We start from the raw sequence: 14,905 nt of genomic DNA on the forward strand, positions 1-14,905 counted from the left end.
GGCGCCCCTCCGTCAGGCCGCGGTCTCCTGCGCCAGCGCCGTCCGCAGACGGCGCGCCTGCACGACCACTCGGGACGAGCCGCGCCGCTCGGCGGCCCGCGACAGATGGTCGAGAGCGCCGCGCGCCCCGGACCTCTCGGCGCAGTCGGCGGCGACGGCCAGCAGGTCGCCGAGCCCGCGCACCGGACCGGCGCCCGACGACGGGTCCACCGCGAGCGCGGACAGCAGGCGCGGCAGCAGGACGCGCAGCACGGACCACACGGTGGAGTACGCACCCGTGGCCGCCGCCGTCCGTATCGACTCCGCCAGCCGGGACGGCTTCACGGCCCCTCGCTCCACCAGCTCCCCGAGATCCGAGCCGAGCCGCCCCGCGTCCAGGTGTCCCCGCGCGGCGAGGACCAGTAGCGCGTCCACGGCGGCGAGCCGGTCCTCCGGATGACGCGCCGCCAGGCCGTACGCGACGGCCAGGTGCAGCGCCTCGCCGGCCGTGCCGTCGGCCTCGGCGAGGAGCGGCAGGACCGCGGCCTCACCACGGCTCTCGTCCACGGCGACGGTGCTGATGTCGTGCAGCAGGCGCGCCGCCAGAAGCTCCCGCCGCCCCGGGACGACGGCCAGCCAGTGCTGCCGGTCTCCGGTGTCCCAGTGGCGGCAGTACCAACGGTGCTTGAACAGGGCGAAGGGACGGCCCAGCAACCGGAACTCCGGAGGGAACAGGCCCTGGATCTCCTCCAGTTCACCGATCTCGACGAGGACGCGGGTGCCCGAAGTCCGCCGCCGGATCGCGGGCGGCGGGGGTGCCTCGGAAGTGAGCCACTGGGCCAGCCGGTATCCCTCCGGACTGCCGAGGGCCCGCGCCCGCGCCGCGGCTGCCGCCGTCGTCGCCGGGTCGTCGCGCCGGACGCGCAGCAGGGCCTGGGCGAAGTCGGCCGCTCCCGGCCGGGTGTCGAGCCTGCGGTACTCGGCGAGGCGGGCGACCAGCTCGTCGGCCTCCAGGAGTCCGGTGCCCCAGGTGGGAGTGGCCAGCAGGAACGGCAGGGGCTCGGTGCGGATGCGGTACGCCACCTCCCACAGGCGGGCCTCGAAGGCCGTGGCAGGGCCGCTGTGCCGGCAGTTCGCCTCCGTGCTGCCCTGCTGGACGGCGGCGTGCAGCGTGTGCATCCCGACCGCCTCGAACACCGCCGCGACGACGACGTCCAGGCCGTGCGGCGACAGGCCGAACGGTCCGTTCCCCGTGGAGTGCCACGATGCGGCGTCCTTCCACCAGCGGTGCGCGACCACCGGGTCGAGTGCCGCTTTCAGACCCTCCCGGTCGCGATGGGCGTGACGGACCAGTCCGTCCAGGGCACGCTCGAACGCGGCCACGTCGCCACCGGAGACGAGCAGCGCGCCGACCTCCTCGGCCAGTTCGGCCGCCGATTCCGGCGCCGCCGCCAGCCGTAGCCGCTCGGGAACGGCCGGCAGGATCTCGTCCTCGACAACGGACACGGAGTCCAGCGCCTCGTCGCCCAGGAGCCGCCGGGCCCGAAGGCGCAGCCCCGGGCTCAGATCGGCCGCGAGCTCGCTGAGCTGCTCGCGGGCGCCGCCTGCCGGGGGCAGGGCGGGGAGGTGGCGCTCCACCAGCTTCAGGGCGCGCTCCTGCAGGTCCGTGTCCTCGTGCCCGAACGCCTGCGCCACCGCGGGCAGCAGCACCTCCGGCGCGGTGGGATCGCGCCTGAGGACCTTTCCGAGGAGGACGAGCTGCGCCCGGACCAGCTTCTTCTCGGTCCTGAAGAGCACGCCCGAGGACAGCTCCGCCAGCTGACCGGACGTCAACTCGCCGTCCAGGGCGAGCGAGGCGAGGACCGACTGGGCGTGCCCGGCTACGGCCGAGGTGGCCCCGCAGGCCAGCGCCGTCCAGTCGGCGGTTCGCTCCCGCTCCTCGTCCCGGGTGGGAGCCAGGCACGTCAACAGGCGCAGGAACACGCGATGGTCGGCGACCGGGCCACCCCGCAGCAACCGCGCCACACAGGCGTCCACCATGACCTTCCGGTCGAGGACGCCCTCCCGCGTCACCGTCGCCAGCGCGTTGTACCAACTGCCCGGGCCGTCGCCGAACCGCCAGGCGATCTCCCCCGCCGCCTGCGGCGACTCGAAGAAGGCCGTGACCATCCTCGCCGTGTCCGGGTCCTGCCGCAGCCGCTCGGCCACGGAGCCGGTGCCCTGCCACGCGGCGCCGATGTTCTCGAACCAGCCCCGGACGTAGGCGTCGGTCGTCGGGGTCGCGCTGCCGGACAGCCTCACCAGCCCCGAGAGCAGCGCGAACGGGATCCCGGACGCCACCGGCCGGTCGGCCAGCCGCTGGGTGACGTCGGCGAGCCAGTCCGACTCCCGGTCGCCCAGCACATGCAGGAGGACACCGGGGGAGGCCTGGGACCAGCGCATGTCCGCTCCGGCGATCCAGGCGGCCGCCGCCGCTGCACCCGTGTGACAGGCCGCCCCCGCCGCGTGCAGCGCGGGATACGCCGTCCGGGATTCGGCGTTCCACGGCGCCGCCCGCAACTCCTTGCGCAGATCCTTCAAGGCGGGCAGAGCGGCCCGGCGTTCACCGTCCGTCATCCCGTCCAGAAGACCGACGGCCTGCACCGTCGCCCCCGCCCGTACCGCCTTCAGCAGTGCCTCGCCGCTCATCGTCCCTCGCCCCCGTCGACCTGGATTCCCGCGAACCCCTCGCTTCGCGCACCGGCCGGAGCCGACTCCTCCGTGCGGCCGCCCCGTGCGCCCCGCCGTACCATCCGTACGGCCAGCGCGTGCTTGCAGGGGCCGCGTCCCCCGCGATACTTCGCCCACCAGAGGCAGGAGCAGCTCAATGTCCCGGCGGTGTCGCGGACGCGGTGCACGTGCCCGTCGTCGGCGGTCACCGTGCCGAGGCCGCCGTCCAGGGCGACCGCGCCCGCGGCGACCAGCGCCCGTGCCGAGCGCAGCCGCGGGTTGTGCCGCTCCACCCGCCCCGCGTCGTACGGCAGTTCGCGGTGGAAGTAGGCCGCTTCCGCGGTGTCGTACCCGACGCGGCCCGACGTGCCCAGCCGGACCAGCGCGGCCCGCACCCGCTCGGCGGTCAGACCGGACGAGGCGGCCAGGTCGCCCACGTCGACCCGTGGCTCCCAGGCCAGCAGGACAGCGATCAACTCGGCGTCCTCGGCGGCTTCGTCGGTGGCCAGCGCGTCCAGCACCCCGCCCTCCCCGGAGAAACCGCGTGAGGCGTCCGGCGAGAGCGTGAGGGTGAGCCGCATGCCCGGCAGCACCGCTTCCCAGGCGCCCGCCGCGACGGCGTCCCCGGTGACCGGCGGGCCGTACACCCGCAGGGCCGTGGCATGGCGCAGCACCCGCTGGAGGGCGATCAGCCGCTCCGGGCCGGGCAGGCAGACGGCGCCGGGGACCGGACGGGTCGTCGGACGCAGACTCCGGCCGGCCGGCACCACCCATCGAGGTCCGCCGGAGGCCCCGCGTGCGGTGCCGCGCGGCAGGGAACGCAGGAACCGCACCGCCTCCGCGGCGGGCAGCTCGGCGCGCAGATCGAAGCCCGCCGCGATCACCTGGGCCTCGGCGAACCCCCGCAGCCAGCGGTCGGGCAGCGGCACCTTCTTCTCGACGACCGGGCCGTCCAACGTGGTCACGGCCATCTCGTCGGGGCCGACCCGGAGATGCAGCGGGTCGTCCCCGCCGATCCGGGACAGTGCCTCACGCAGCGGGTTGTTGACGTCGACGTTGGTCGTCCCGTGCCCGACCTCGCCGCCGTCCAGGCCCGTGTCCAGCACGTCCAGCCGGGCGTACACCCCGCCGCAGCCGGAGAAGGACTCGAAGCGGAGCCGGTCCCCGTTCCCCGTCACCACCGGGTCCAGTGACGCGCGCAGCTCCCGCTGGTAGTACCGGGCGGACGCGACGTCCGCCACCGACAGCAGGCCCGCGGCCGCTACCTGAGGCGACGTCAGGAAGCCGGTGAAGAACCGTGGATGGTCCTCGATCCCCGCGGGCGTCGCACCCCGCGAGGTCTCAAGTCCCAGGCGCCGCCCGCCCGGTGCGGATTCCAGCGCGGAGGGTCGGGTGTAGGCCACGGCCTGCAAAGATCGCGTCATGGAAAAACCGTAGAGGCGACCACTGACAACCGGTGCTGACCTGCGAGGACTTGACCGGTCGCGGCAGTTTCGGGGGCCTCGGGGAGCCGCGCACCGGGGGATGACTCCGGTGCGCGGCGGACCCTTCGAGGGTACGGGATCCGAACGCCCGGCGCGGTCACGGCGGGCGCGTACCGCTCGGCCCCGCGCCGTCCGGTCCCGGCGGCCTCTTGGTTCCCTACTGCCCCACGCGACCCGGCTGGAGTCGCTGCGTGAACAGCGCGGTCCCGTCCTGCTCGCGCAACCTCACCGTCAGCTCACCGCTTCCGCCGTCGATGTCCACCTCGCCGAAGAACTGGTAGCCGCCGGCGGGCGAGACGTTCGAGGCGGTCGGCGCCTTCACGAACACCCGCTCCGGTCCGAACGTGCCGTCCAGGGCGCTCGCCGGGAAGGCGCCGGCGTTGAGCGGGCCGGAGACGAACTCCCAGAACGGCTCGAAGTCGGTGAACGCGGCCCGTGAGGGCTGGTAGTGCTGGGCGGAGGTGTGGTGCACGTCGGCGGTCAGCCAGACCGTGCCCGTGATCCGCATGTGCTTGACGAACCGCAGCAGTTCCGCGATCTGCAGTTCACGCCCCAGCGGCAGGCCCGGGTCGCCCTGCGCCACGGCCTCGATGTTCGGCTTCCCCTCCGTGGTGTCGGGCACGACGAGACCGATCGGCATGTCCGCGGCGATCACCTTCCACACCGCGCGGGAACGGGACAGTTCGCGCTTCAGCCACTCCAGCTGTTCGGCGCCGAGGATGCCCTGCGGGTCCGTGGTCTGGTCGTCGGGCGAGTTCGCGTTGCGGTAGGTACGCATGTCGAGCACGAACACGTCCAGCAGCGGGCCGTGCCGCATGACCCGGTACACGCGGCCGTCACGGCGGCCCGGCGGCAGCGTCGAGACGGGGAAGTACTCGCTGAACGCCCGACGCGCCCGGCCGGCCAGCACGTCGACGCTCTTCTCGGTGTACCGCGTGTCGGTGCTCGCGATCACCTCTCCCGGGTACCAGTTGTTGCGCACCTCGTGGTCGTCCCACTGGACGATCGACGGCACCTGGGCGTTGAATCGCCGGAGGTTGTCATCCAGCAGGTTGTAGCGGAAGTTGCCGCGGAACTCCGCCAGCGACTCCGCGACCTTGGACTTCTCCTCGGTCGTGATGTTCCGCCAGGTGCTGCCGTCGGGGAGCGCGGCCGTGGCGGTGAGGGGGCCGTCCGCGTAGATGTTGTCGCCGCTGCAGAGGAAGAAGTCCGGGTCAAGTCGGGCCATCGCGTCGTAGATGCGGTAGCCGCCGATGTCGGGGTTGATGCCCCAGCCCTGCCCCGCCAGGTCCCCCGACCACAGGAAGCGGACCCCGCCGCGCCGGCCGCGCGGGGTGGTACGGAACGTTCCGGCCACCGGTTCGCCGGTGCGTCGCGGGTCGTCGGGGTCGGCGAGCAGGACGCGGTAGTGGATCTGCTCGCCGGAGGGCAGTCCCCGCAGCCGCGTGGTCCCGGTGAAGTCCGTGTCCGGCCCGAGCAACGGCCCGTGCCAACGGTGCGGGCTGCGGAACGACTCGGTGGCCGAGGTCTCGACGATCATCCGGGCCGGCCGGTCGGAGCGGACCCAGACGAGCCCGGAGTCGGCGGTCACGTCACCGGCCTGGACACCCCAGCCCGCTCTCGGCCGGCCCGACCGGGCGAAGGCCGGTGCCGAGCCGAGGGCGGTGGGCAGAGCCAGGGCCGCCGACGCGGCGAGCGAGCCGCGCAGCACGCTGCGTCGGGCGGGAAGGGAACTGAGCGGGCGGTGCGACATGAAGGCGCCTCCGGGGGACGGATTCGGCCGGTGTGGACTGCCACACCTACTGGTGCGCCGCAGCGCACACGGAAACCAGAGGTGAACAACTCTCCCTGAGAGGACGGGAAAGGGCGCGGAGGCGGACCGGCCGGCCGACCCGTACGACAGACACCTCGGGGCCCTCGGCGACGGCGCCGGTGCTCACCGCTCCGTCCCACCGCCACCCGCGTCGCCCTGGGCCTCGGCCATCAGACGGACGCCGTCGCGTATCCGCGCGGGCGGCAGATGCGCGTACCCCAGGACCAGTCGCACACCGTCGCGGACGGCCTCTCCGTAGTGGGCCGCCGGGCGGACCACCACGCCCGCCGTCGCCGCCCGCTCCAGGAAACGTTCCTGTGGTCCGTACCGGTCCGGGAGCGCGGCGACGGCGTGCAGGCCCGCCGCGATGCCGGACACCCGCGTTCCGGGGAAGTGCTCGTCCAAGGCCGTCACCAGCGCGTCCCGCCGTTCCCGGTAGGCGCGTTGGCAGCGGCGCAGCTGCCGGTCGTAGTCGCCCCGCTCGACGAACCGGGCCAGGAGCGCCTGGTCGAGGACGGGGTTGCCGAGGTCCATGGTCCGTTTCCGCTCGACGACCTCCTCCACGTGGGACGCGGGGACCAGCAGCCAGCCGAGCCGCAGCCCCGGAGCGAGCGACTTGCTGACCGAACCGGTGTACGCGACGTGCTCGGGGTCGAGTCCCTGGAGCGCGCCCACCGGGGCGCGGTCGTAGCGGAAGTCGCCGTCGTAGTCGTCCTCGATCACCAGCCCGTCCACCTGGCGGGCCCAGTCGAGGAGTTCGGCGCGGCGCCGCGCCGAGTACGCGATGCCGGTGGGGAACTGATGCGCCGGCGTCGTCACCACGGCGCGTACCCCCGAGATCCGGAGCGGATCCACGGCGAGCCCCTCGCCGTCCAGGGGCAGCGGTACGGTGTCGAGGCCGGCCGAGGCGAACAGTGCTCCGTGCTCCGGACTTCCGGGGTTCTCGACGCCGACACGACGTCCCCCGCGCGCGTGCAGGACGAATCCGAGCAGCGTCATCGCCTGCGCCACGCCGGAGACCACGACGACGCGGTCGGGATCGGCGACCACGCCCCGGCGGCGGCCGAGCAGCGCGGCGAGAGCGGTCCGCAGCGCGGGCAGGCCACGCGGATCCGGATATCCCAGTGCCTCGTGGGACAGTTCGGCCAGCACACCGCGGTGCGCGGCGGCCCACGCGGCACGCGGGAAGAGCGACAGGTCGGGCGTGCCCGCCACGAAGTCGGCCCGCACGCCCGTCGGCCGCGGGGAGTGGTCCCGCGCGCGCGGGGCGACCGCCCGCGCCGCGCCGCCGACCCAGGTGCCCGCTCCCCGGCCGCTCCGCAGATACCCCTCCGAGCCCAGCTGCTCGTACGCCTCCGTGACCAGGCCCCGGGACACCCCGAGGTCACCGGCCAGTTCACGGCTGGACGGCAGCCGGGTGTCCGGGGCGAGCCGCCCGGAGCGGACGGCCTCGCGCAGCGCTTCCTGGAGCGCGCGTCCCCGCGCGCGTGCCGGTGCGGCCGCGGCGGGCAGGAGCAGCTCCCAGGCCGCCGCCCACGGTGCCGCACCGGACGGAGCGGGTTCCGGCGGCCCGCCGTGATTGGTCCCCGATGACGTCATGGAAGTGGACCTTAAACCGGACCACGTCCCCTCATAGCGTCACCGTCATGAACGCCACCACCACCCGCGGCACCCTGCTCGTCGCCCTGGCCTGTGTCCTCGTCGGCGGTTCCTTCACCGCCAACAGCCTCCTCGGCGACTACCCGTACGCGGGCGGCCAGTTCCTCCGCTACGGCCTCGCCTGCCTCCTGCTGCTGCCCCTGCTCGGCGGGCGCGGAACCGCCCCGCTGCGCCTGCTCGGCGCCCGCCAGTGGACGCGTCTCGCGCTGGTCGCGGCCGTCGGCATGGTCGGCTTCAACCTCGCCGTGCTCGCCGCCGAGCGCACGGCGGAGCCCGCGGTCCCGGGCGTCCTCGTGGGCTGCGCCCCGGTCGTCGTGGCCGTTCTCGTGCCCCTCCAGGAGGGGCGCCGTCCGCGGCGGCGCGTGCTGTACGGAGCCTCGCTCGTCGCCCTCGGGGCCTTCGCGGTCCAGGGCTGGGGACGCACCGACGCCGCCGGGATCGCCTACTCGGCCGGCGCGCTGGCCGGTGAGGTCGGCTTCGCCGTGCTCGCCGTGCCGGTGCTGCGCCCGCTCGGGCCACGACTGCTGTCGGCCACCGTGTGCGGGGTCGCCGCCGTCGAGTCGGCGGCGGCCGGGCTGATCGCCGACGGCCGGGACTGGCTGCGGCTGCCGGACGCCACGGAGGCGACCGCGCTGGTCTGGCAGGCGGTGGTGGTCACCGTCGTCGGCTTCGTCTGCTGGTACATGGGCGTGCAGCGGATCGGTGCCGAGCGCGCCACGCTCTTCTCCGGTCTCATCCCCGTCGCGGCGGCCGCCACCGCCCCCCTCGTCGGAACCGGCTCCTACGGGTCGGCCCAGGCCGTCGGCAGCGCGCTGGTCGCCGCCGGAGTGGCCCTCGGGTCAGGGGCGTTGGGGCCACTCGCCGCCCGGCGCGTCGCACCCGCCGCCGCGCGGCGGGGCGGAGGTCCGGGGGCCAGGACGGTCGTGCGGGGCGGTGGCGGCGGGCGGCGTCAGGGTGACGGCAGGGGAGAGGAGCCGAGCACGTCAGCGGCTGCCGTCGAGCAGGACGCGGGCGACGAGCGCCGGGTCGTCGTTCATGGGGACGTGGCCGCAGCCGGGCAGCCGCACCAGCCGCGCGCGCGGAATGATCTGCTTGGCCCGGACACCCTGGCGGCGCACCAGCAGCCGGTCACGGGTGCCCCAGGCCACGGTGACGGGCAGCGCGGGGATGTCGTCGGTGAACTGGACGGTCGTCCCCGCCCGCAGGGTCTCGGTGAACGCCTCCGCATGGGCCAGCGCGAGGGTCTCGGCGACGACCGCCTCGGGTGAACGGCGGGCGGGGTGGGCGTAGATGCTGCTGGTCAGCACCGTCCGTCCGGCGGCCGAACGGGAGAGTCGCTCGATGACCGGAAGGGGCATGCGCCGTGCCGCCTGGCGCATGGCGAGCAGCACTCCGAACGCGTACCTCCGCTCGACCGGCGACCAGAAGCCTGCCGGCGAGAAGGTCGTGACAGACCGTACGAGTTTCTCGCGGCCCAGTTCCAGGGCCAGCAGCCCGCCCAGCGAGTTGCCGGCGACGTGCGGGCGCTCGATCCCCAGTGCCTCACACAGTGCGCCGAGCACCGGCACCACCGTCGACAGGTCGTGCGTGAGCCCGTCGGGAAGTGCCGGGGACGCGCCGAAACCGGGAAGGTCGACGGCGATGACGTCCCGTTCGGCCGCGATCAGCGGAATGACCGGGTCCCAGGCCTGCCGGTGGTGTCCGATCCCGTGCAGCAGGAGCAGCGGTTCACCGGTGCCCACGCGCGCGTAGGACAGCGTGACCGTCCTCGGGCCGTGCGGGGAGGGGACGCTGAAGGAGACCGTGTCGGACATGGTGCTGCTCCTCGTCTGGGACGCGGGGAAGGACTGACTCATAGACAGCTTGTCAGCAACTGCTACCGACGGGTAGCCCCCACTCGTCATCAACCGCACGAGGCCGCCACACGACCCCGCCCGGGCCGATCACGGCGGCGGTTCCGCCTGGACAGGAAGAGGAGCGTCGGGTGGGATGGACCGGTGGCAACCGACATCGCGACCGACGTGTTCGAAGAGCACCGGCCCGTCCTGACCGGCGTGGCGTACCGCATGCTCGGGCGGGTGGCCGACGCCGAGGACGTGGTCCAGGAGGCCTGGCTGCGCTGGTCCGCCGCCGACCGGTCCGACGTGCGCGAACCACGTGGCTACCTCGTCCGCGTCACCACCCGCCTCGCCATCGACCGGCTCCGCCAGATCCAGTCGCGCCACGAGGCCTACGTCGGACCGTGGCTCCCCGAGCCGTACGTCACCGACTTCGCGGCCACCGTGGAGGACAGCGCCGAACGCGCCGTCCTCGCCGACACCGTCTCGCTGGCCGTCCTCGTCGTCCTGGAGTCCCTCTCGCCCCTGGAACGCGCGGTGTTCGTCCTCCGGGAGGCGTTCGGTTACCCCTACGCCGACATCGCGGCCGTCCTCGACCGCGGTGAACCGGCGGTGCGCCAACTCGCCGGGCGGGCCCGCAAGCACGTCGAGGAGCGTCGGCCGCGCTACGAGGTCGACCCGGCCGAACGCAGGGATCTCACCGAACGGTTCCTCGCGGCGGCCGTGGAAGGCGACCTGGAGGGCCTGATGTCCCTGCTGGCGCCGGACGCGCGTCTGATCGGCGACAGCGGAGGCCTCTCCAAGGCGCCGCTGCGCGTGCTCGACACCGCCGACAAGATCAGCCGGTTCATCGTCGGCGCCGGCCGCAAGGGTGTGCCCGACCTCTCGTTCCGCTTCCTCGAACTCAACGGCGGTGTCGCGGCGATCGCGCTGTCCGCCGGGAAACCGGACACCGTCTTCCAACTGGACGTCGCCGACGGGCGCATCAGGTGCGTCTACGTCATCCGCAACCCGGAGAAACTCGTGTCGCTCCCCGGCGGACAGCCCGCCGCGAGCCCGGCCCCGTCCGCCCGCGACACCGGTTCCGCATCGCCCTCCGCTTGACCGCAGTACAGCGAAAGCCCCCGCCCACCTGGCCGGGGGCTTTCGGCGTTGTGTCGCGAACGTCGCCCAGCGCGAACGCCCCGTGAACGCTGTGCTGCAACGCGCCTGTGGGTTCCCCAAGGATCGAGGATTGGTCTTGACCAAGGGTGGGGGCGGCCCTATGGTCGCAGGGATAGTGCAGGAACCTTTAATAAACAAGGGCGCTAAAACGCCGCCGGGACACGGCGATTGCGGAGGCACAGGGTGGGGACCACGCAGTTGGAATCGGTGCCGGAACCGAAGTACTGGCATCTCAAGACCGTGCTCAGCGAGGCGCTGGACTCCGAGTTCACCGTGGGCGAGATCCTGCCCAACGAACGTGACCTCGCGGCCCGGTTCGGCGTCGCCCGGGCCACGCTGCGCCAGGCGCTCGAACAGCTCGAACTCGAAGGCCGACTGCAGCGCCGCCGGGGCGTGGGCACCACGGTCGCCCCGCCGCGCGTGGGCGTGGCCGTCGGCAACGAACAGCACGTGTGGCCGGGGGCGGCGGGGGACGCCTGGCAGGCCGCCGACTGTGTCGTCGCCGCACCGCCCGCGCCGGTGGCCGGCTTCCTGGAGGCCGCCGAGGGCGAGCTCGTGCACACGGTGCGCCGGTCCCGCGTGACGCACGGTCAGCCCGTCGCCGCCGAACTCCTCTACGTCCCGGCGTCCTCGGTGCCGGACCTGTCCGCCATCGACGCGCCCTCCGGTGCCGCCCGCGCGCGTGCGGTGCTGCGCGAACTGCAGCGTCTGGAGCTGGAGGGCCAGGACCGCGCCGTGGAGCTGGGCTCGGCCCGCGCGGACGACGCCCGCGAACTCGACCGCCTGCCCGGCGCGCCGGTCCTCGTCGTCACGACCCGCTTCTTCGCCGGCGGACGCACCGCGGCGGTCTCCGTGGCCACCTACCGTGCGGACACCTGCCGGCTCACCTTCGGCGTCTCCGGCGGCGTGGAGATCCACCACGACCCGGAACGCCGCGCCTCCTGAGCCGCCCGGCCGGGGCCTCGTGCCCCGTCGAGCCGCACCGTGTCACCCGCTCCGCGCCCCGGACTCCTCCGGGGCGCGAGCCGTTTCCCCGCCGCCGTCCGCACGAGGTGCGCGGACCCCGGGTCAGCGGCGGGCCGTCACCGTTCCCTCCACGGCGAAGAGCTGCTCCTCGACGTGGTCCAGGGCCAGGCGCAGGGCGCCGGTCGCGACGGCCGCCTCGCCCAGCAGGGAGAGGGCGACCTTGGGCGGGCGCAGACAGTAGCGCGCCAACTCGCGCCGCAGCGGCTCCAGTACGCCGTCCAGGCCCGCCGCCCAGCCGCCGATGACGACCAGCTCCGGGTCGAGGGCGAGGGCGAGCGCGGCCACGTCGTGCACGAGCCGCTGGATGAACCGTTCCATCGCGGCGCGTGCCCGCTGGTCGCCGTCCTTGGCCAGCGCGAAGACCTTGGCGACCGCCTGCTCGTCGAGCGGGTGCAGCGGCTCGTCCGTCGTCGACAGCAGGGTCTCGGGCGTGACGTCGCGGCCCAGCAGATGCAGCGCGCCGATCTCACCGGCCGCCCCGCCGTACCCCCGGTGCAGCCGCCCGCCGATCAGCGAGCCGGCGCCCGGGCTCAGCCCCGCGAGGACGAACACGACGTCGTCGGTCTCGGTCGCCACACCCTTCCAGTGCTCGGCCACCGCCGCCGCGTTGGCGTCGTTCTCCACCAGTACCGGGCATTTGAAGGAACGGCTCAGCCGTTCGCCCAGCGGCAGGCCCGTCCACTCCGGCAGCGCGGTGCCGAGCCGCACGGTGCCGTCGGCCTCCACGATGCCGGGGCTGCCCACCCCCACCGCCCGCAGGGAACTGCGGGCCACACCGGCCCGGCGCAGCAGCTCGGCGACCGCGATCCGCAGCCGTTCCAGCCGCTCGTCGGCGGACGCCGTCTCGTCCACGTCCTTGGCCATCGCGCCCATGACACGGCCGTCCAGGTCCGCGAGGAGCGCGGCGACACGGTGCGGGCCGATCTCCAGGCCCAGCAGGTGCCCCGCCTCGGCCCGGAACCGGTACCGACGCGCCGGGCGCCCCTGACGGCGCGTGGCACCTTCCTCGGCCGCCTGCTCGACGACGAGTCCGTTCTCGATGAGTCCCTCGACGACGCCCTCGACCGTGGGCCGCGACAGCCCCGTCACCCGGGTGACCTCGGTGAGGGTCGCGCAGTCCGTGGCACGCAGGGCGTGCAGCACCACCGCGGAATTGATCCGTCGCAGCAGAGAGGGATCCCCGCCGGTCAACTGCCCCAACGTCCATCCTCCCAGCTTGTGCGCGTGTTGGCCGGATCGTACTCGGCGCGGGGGACCCCGGCGAGTGCCGGGGACCATTTCGTCCTCACGAGTCCTCCTCAGCCCGGTGCCACGAAGCCCGACTCGTACGCCGCGATGACCGCCTGCGTACGGTCCCGGGCGCCCAGCTTCGCCAGTACGGCGCTGACGTGGGACTTGACCGTCTCCGTGCCCACGACGAGCCGCGCGGCGATCTCCGCGTTCGACAGACCTCCGGCCATCAGCCGCAGCACCTGGGCCTCCCGCTCGGTGAGCGCGGCCCGCTCCATGACCGCCCGCGCCGCCGGATTCCCCGCGGCGTCCCCGTAGGCGGCCGCCAACTGCCGCACGGAGGAGGGGAACAGCAGGGACTCGCCCTCGGCGACCAGCCGCACGGCGTGCACGATCTCCGCCGGGCACGCCCGCTTCAGGAGGAACCCGTCGGCGCCCGCGCGCAGCGCCTCGTAGACGTACTCGTCGTTCTCGAACGTCGTCACCACGAGGATCTTCGGCGGATCGGCGACGGTCCGCAGCACCGCGCGCGTGGCCTCGATGCCGTCGAGCAGCGGCATCCGGACGTCCATGGCGACCACGTCGGGCCGTAACCGCCGGACCAGCGGGATCACCGCGGCACCGTCGGCCGCCTCACCGACGACCTCGATGTCGGACTCCGCCTCCAGCACGGCACGCAGGCCCGCGCGTACGAGGGGTTCGTCGTCGACGAGGAGAACGGTGACCGGCATCGGGCCAGCGTAGATCAACTCACCGGCAGCTCGGCGTGCACCTGCCAGTCACCCCCGTGCGGGCCCGTTCTCGCGCGGCCGCCCAGCAGCGCGGCCCGCTCGCGCATGCCCCGCAGGCCGCTGCCCCGCGCGGGCCCGGACAGGCCGGCCGGCAGCGGGTTGCGGACCTCCAGGGCGAGCGTGCCGTCACGCACCTCTATACGGACCCGCACCGGGACACTCCCCGCGTGCCGCAGCACGTTCGTGAGCGACTCCTGGAGGATGCGGTAGCCCTCCCTCGACACCGGACCGGGCACGGTCCCCAGCGGGCCGCTCACCTCGGCGTCCACCGTCGCTCCCGAGGCCCGGGCCGACTCCAGCAGCCGGTCGGCGTCGGCCAGCGTCGGGCGACCGCTCGCCGGACGCTCCGCCTCGCGCAGCACGCCGAGGACCCGCTCCAGGTCCTCCAGGGCCGCGCGTCCCGTCTCCTCGATGGCCACCAGGGCCCGGTCGGTGAACGCGGGGTCCTTCGCCGCCCGGGCCGCGCCGGCCTGGACGACCGCGACGGTCAGGGCGTGGCCGATGGAGTCGTGGAGTTCGCGGGCGATGCGATTGCGCTCCAGGAGCTGCTCGGTGCGCTCCTCCAGGGCGGCGAGGCGCTCGGCGGGGGAGGGCCCCAGGAGTCCGCGCGCGAGGACCGTGACCAGCTCACCGAGTCCGACGACCGCGCCGTACAGCGCGAGCAGGGGCAGCGGGACCAGCAGGGCGCAGCTCCAGTGCGGGTCCAGCAGCGACACCACGGGGTCGCCGGACGGCCGGTGACCGGCCGCCGCTCTGCAGAGGTCGAACGCGAGGACGGGCAGCCAGACGGTGGCGGCGCAGGTCGACCAGCCCAGCAGGAGCCGCGCCTCCAGCCACAGCACCGTCCGCCACCGGTCCCGCGGACCGGCCGAGGGAGCCACCGAGAACGCCGGGTCCTCGCCGCCCCGCCGGCCCGGCGCCAGCATGTACCGCGCCTGCACGCCCTCGCCCCGCCGGACGGCCGGGACAAGGCCCAGCGGCACGATCAGAACCGCGGGCACCCAGGGCTTCGACACGTCGATGAAAAGCCACACGCTGACGAACAGCATCGGCACCCACAGGTGCAGCAAGCGCGTGTACGTCGTCCCCCACAGCAGCGGGCGCAGAAAGCGGGCCATGCGCACATCGTGTCAGCGGGCACCGACGACGAACCTCCCCCGCCCGGGGGAGACCGTCCCCGCCGACGGGGGAGGCGGCGGCCCGCGGGTCACC

Annotated in this window: 10 protein-coding genes and 1 pseudogene; 3 read left to right on the plus strand and 8 right to left on the minus strand. The window is 74.1% G+C overall.

The annotated features are described in order from the left end of the window. Positions 1–12: 12 nt before the first annotated feature. From OG406_RS33420 to pdxR, 4 genes are all read right to left on the minus strand, one after another. Positions 13–2,667: a DUF7825 domain-containing protein gene (locus OG406_RS33420; RefSeq protein WP_329189324.1), complete on the minus strand. Its 2,655-nt coding sequence runs from the start codon at positions 2,665–2,667 to the stop codon at positions 13–15. After that, the gene (locus tag OG406_RS33425) at positions 2,664–4,112 is read right to left on the minus strand and encodes an SWIM zinc finger family protein (RefSeq protein WP_329189326.1); all 1,449 of its coding nucleotides are present in this window, start codon (positions 4,110–4,112) and stop codon (positions 2,664–2,666) included. Before OG406_RS33425 ends, OG406_RS33420 begins: the two co-directional genes overlap by 4 nt. A 217-nt stretch (positions 4,113–4,329) precedes the next feature. Further along, entirely contained in the window at positions 4,330–5,925 is a 1,596-nt protein-coding gene (locus tag OG406_RS33430) for an alkaline phosphatase D family protein (protein WP_329189328.1), read from the minus strand. A 183-nt stretch (positions 5,926–6,108) separates the two neighbouring features. Next, positions 6,109–7,584 (minus strand): MocR-like pyridoxine biosynthesis transcription factor PdxR, encoded by a 1,476-nt coding sequence (gene pdxR / locus OG406_RS33435; protein ID WP_329189330.1) that lies wholly within the window; start codon positions 7,582–7,584, stop codon positions 6,109–6,111. A gap of 47 nt (positions 7,585–7,631) precedes the next feature. Here pdxR and OG406_RS33440 point away from each other — a divergent pair. After that, positions 7,632–8,468, plus strand: a pseudogene (locus OG406_RS33440) (EamA family transporter); the annotation flags it as partial. A gap of 159 nt (positions 8,469–8,627) precedes the next feature. On the opposite strand, the gene OG406_RS33445 reads toward OG406_RS33440, so the two are convergent. Further along, positions 8,628–9,458 carry an alpha/beta fold hydrolase gene (locus OG406_RS33445; protein WP_164374775.1) on the minus strand — a complete coding sequence of 277 codons (831 nt, stop codon included), beginning with the start codon at positions 9,456–9,458 and terminating at the stop codon, positions 8,628–8,630. A 183-nt stretch (positions 9,459–9,641) separates the two neighbouring features. Here OG406_RS33445 and sigJ point away from each other — a divergent pair, with 183 nt between their 5' ends. Beyond that, positions 9,642–10,586 carry an RNA polymerase sigma factor SigJ gene (sigJ, locus tag OG406_RS33450; protein WP_326843664.1) on the plus strand — a complete coding sequence of 315 codons (945 nt, stop codon included), beginning with the start codon at positions 9,642–9,644 and terminating at the stop codon, positions 10,584–10,586. Positions 10,587–10,829: 243 nt separating this feature from the next. Continuing rightward, on the plus strand, positions 10,830–11,591 hold the full coding sequence (locus OG406_RS33455) for a GntR family transcriptional regulator (RefSeq protein WP_267050166.1): 762 nt from the start codon (positions 10,830–10,832) through the stop codon (positions 11,589–11,591). Positions 11,592–11,714: 123 nt separating this feature from the next. Here OG406_RS33455 and OG406_RS33460 read toward each other — a convergent pair whose 3' ends face one another. The 3 genes from OG406_RS33460 to OG406_RS33470 form a co-directional block, all read right to left on the minus strand. Then, positions 11,715–12,872, minus strand: coding sequence for an ROK family protein (locus tag OG406_RS33460; protein ID WP_081223159.1), 1,158 nt, complete (start codon positions 12,870–12,872; stop codon positions 11,715–11,717). A gap of 98 nt (positions 12,873–12,970) precedes the next feature. Then, positions 12,971–13,633 carry a response regulator transcription factor gene (locus tag OG406_RS33465; protein ID WP_329189336.1) on the minus strand — a complete coding sequence of 221 codons (663 nt, stop codon included), beginning with the start codon at positions 13,631–13,633 and terminating at the stop codon, positions 12,971–12,973. A 14-nt stretch (positions 13,634–13,647) separates the two neighbouring features. After that, positions 13,648–14,811, minus strand: a complete 1,164-nt coding sequence (locus tag OG406_RS33470; protein ID WP_266854215.1) for a sensor histidine kinase — start codon at positions 14,809–14,811, stop codon at positions 13,648–13,650. Positions 14,812–14,905: the final 94 nt, after the last annotated feature.

Source organism: Streptomyces sp. NBC_01428, assembly GCF_036231965.1.
GTDB lineage: Bacteria > Actinomycetota > Actinomycetes > Streptomycetales > Streptomycetaceae > Streptomyces.

Excerpts from the sequence above, each read along its gene's own strand:
- OG406_RS33430 (WP_329189328.1), bottom strand. The coding sequence starts at position 5,925 with ATGTCGCACCGCCCGCTCAGTTCCCTTCCCGCCCGACGCAGCGTGCTG.
- OG406_RS33445 (WP_164374775.1), bottom strand. The coding sequence starts at position 9,458 with ATGTCCGACACGGTCTCCTTCAGCGTCCCCTCCCCGCACGGCCCGAGG.
- pdxR (WP_329189330.1), bottom strand. The coding sequence starts at position 7,584 with ATGACGTCATCGGGGACCAATCACGGCGGGCCGCCGGAACCCGCTCCG.
- OG406_RS33465 (WP_329189336.1), bottom strand. The coding sequence starts at position 13,633 with ATGCCGGTCACCGTTCTCCTCGTCGACGACGAACCCCTCGTACGCGCG.
- OG406_RS33420 (WP_329189324.1), bottom strand. The coding sequence starts at position 2,667 with ATGAGCGGCGAGGCACTGCTGAAGGCGGTACGGGCGGGGGCGACGGTG.
- OG406_RS33425 (WP_329189326.1), bottom strand. The coding sequence starts at position 4,112 with ATGACGCGATCTTTGCAGGCCGTGGCCTACACCCGACCCTCCGCGCTG.
- OG406_RS33470 (WP_266854215.1), bottom strand. The coding sequence starts at position 14,811 with ATGGCCCGCTTTCTGCGCCCGCTGCTGTGGGGGACGACGTACACGCGC.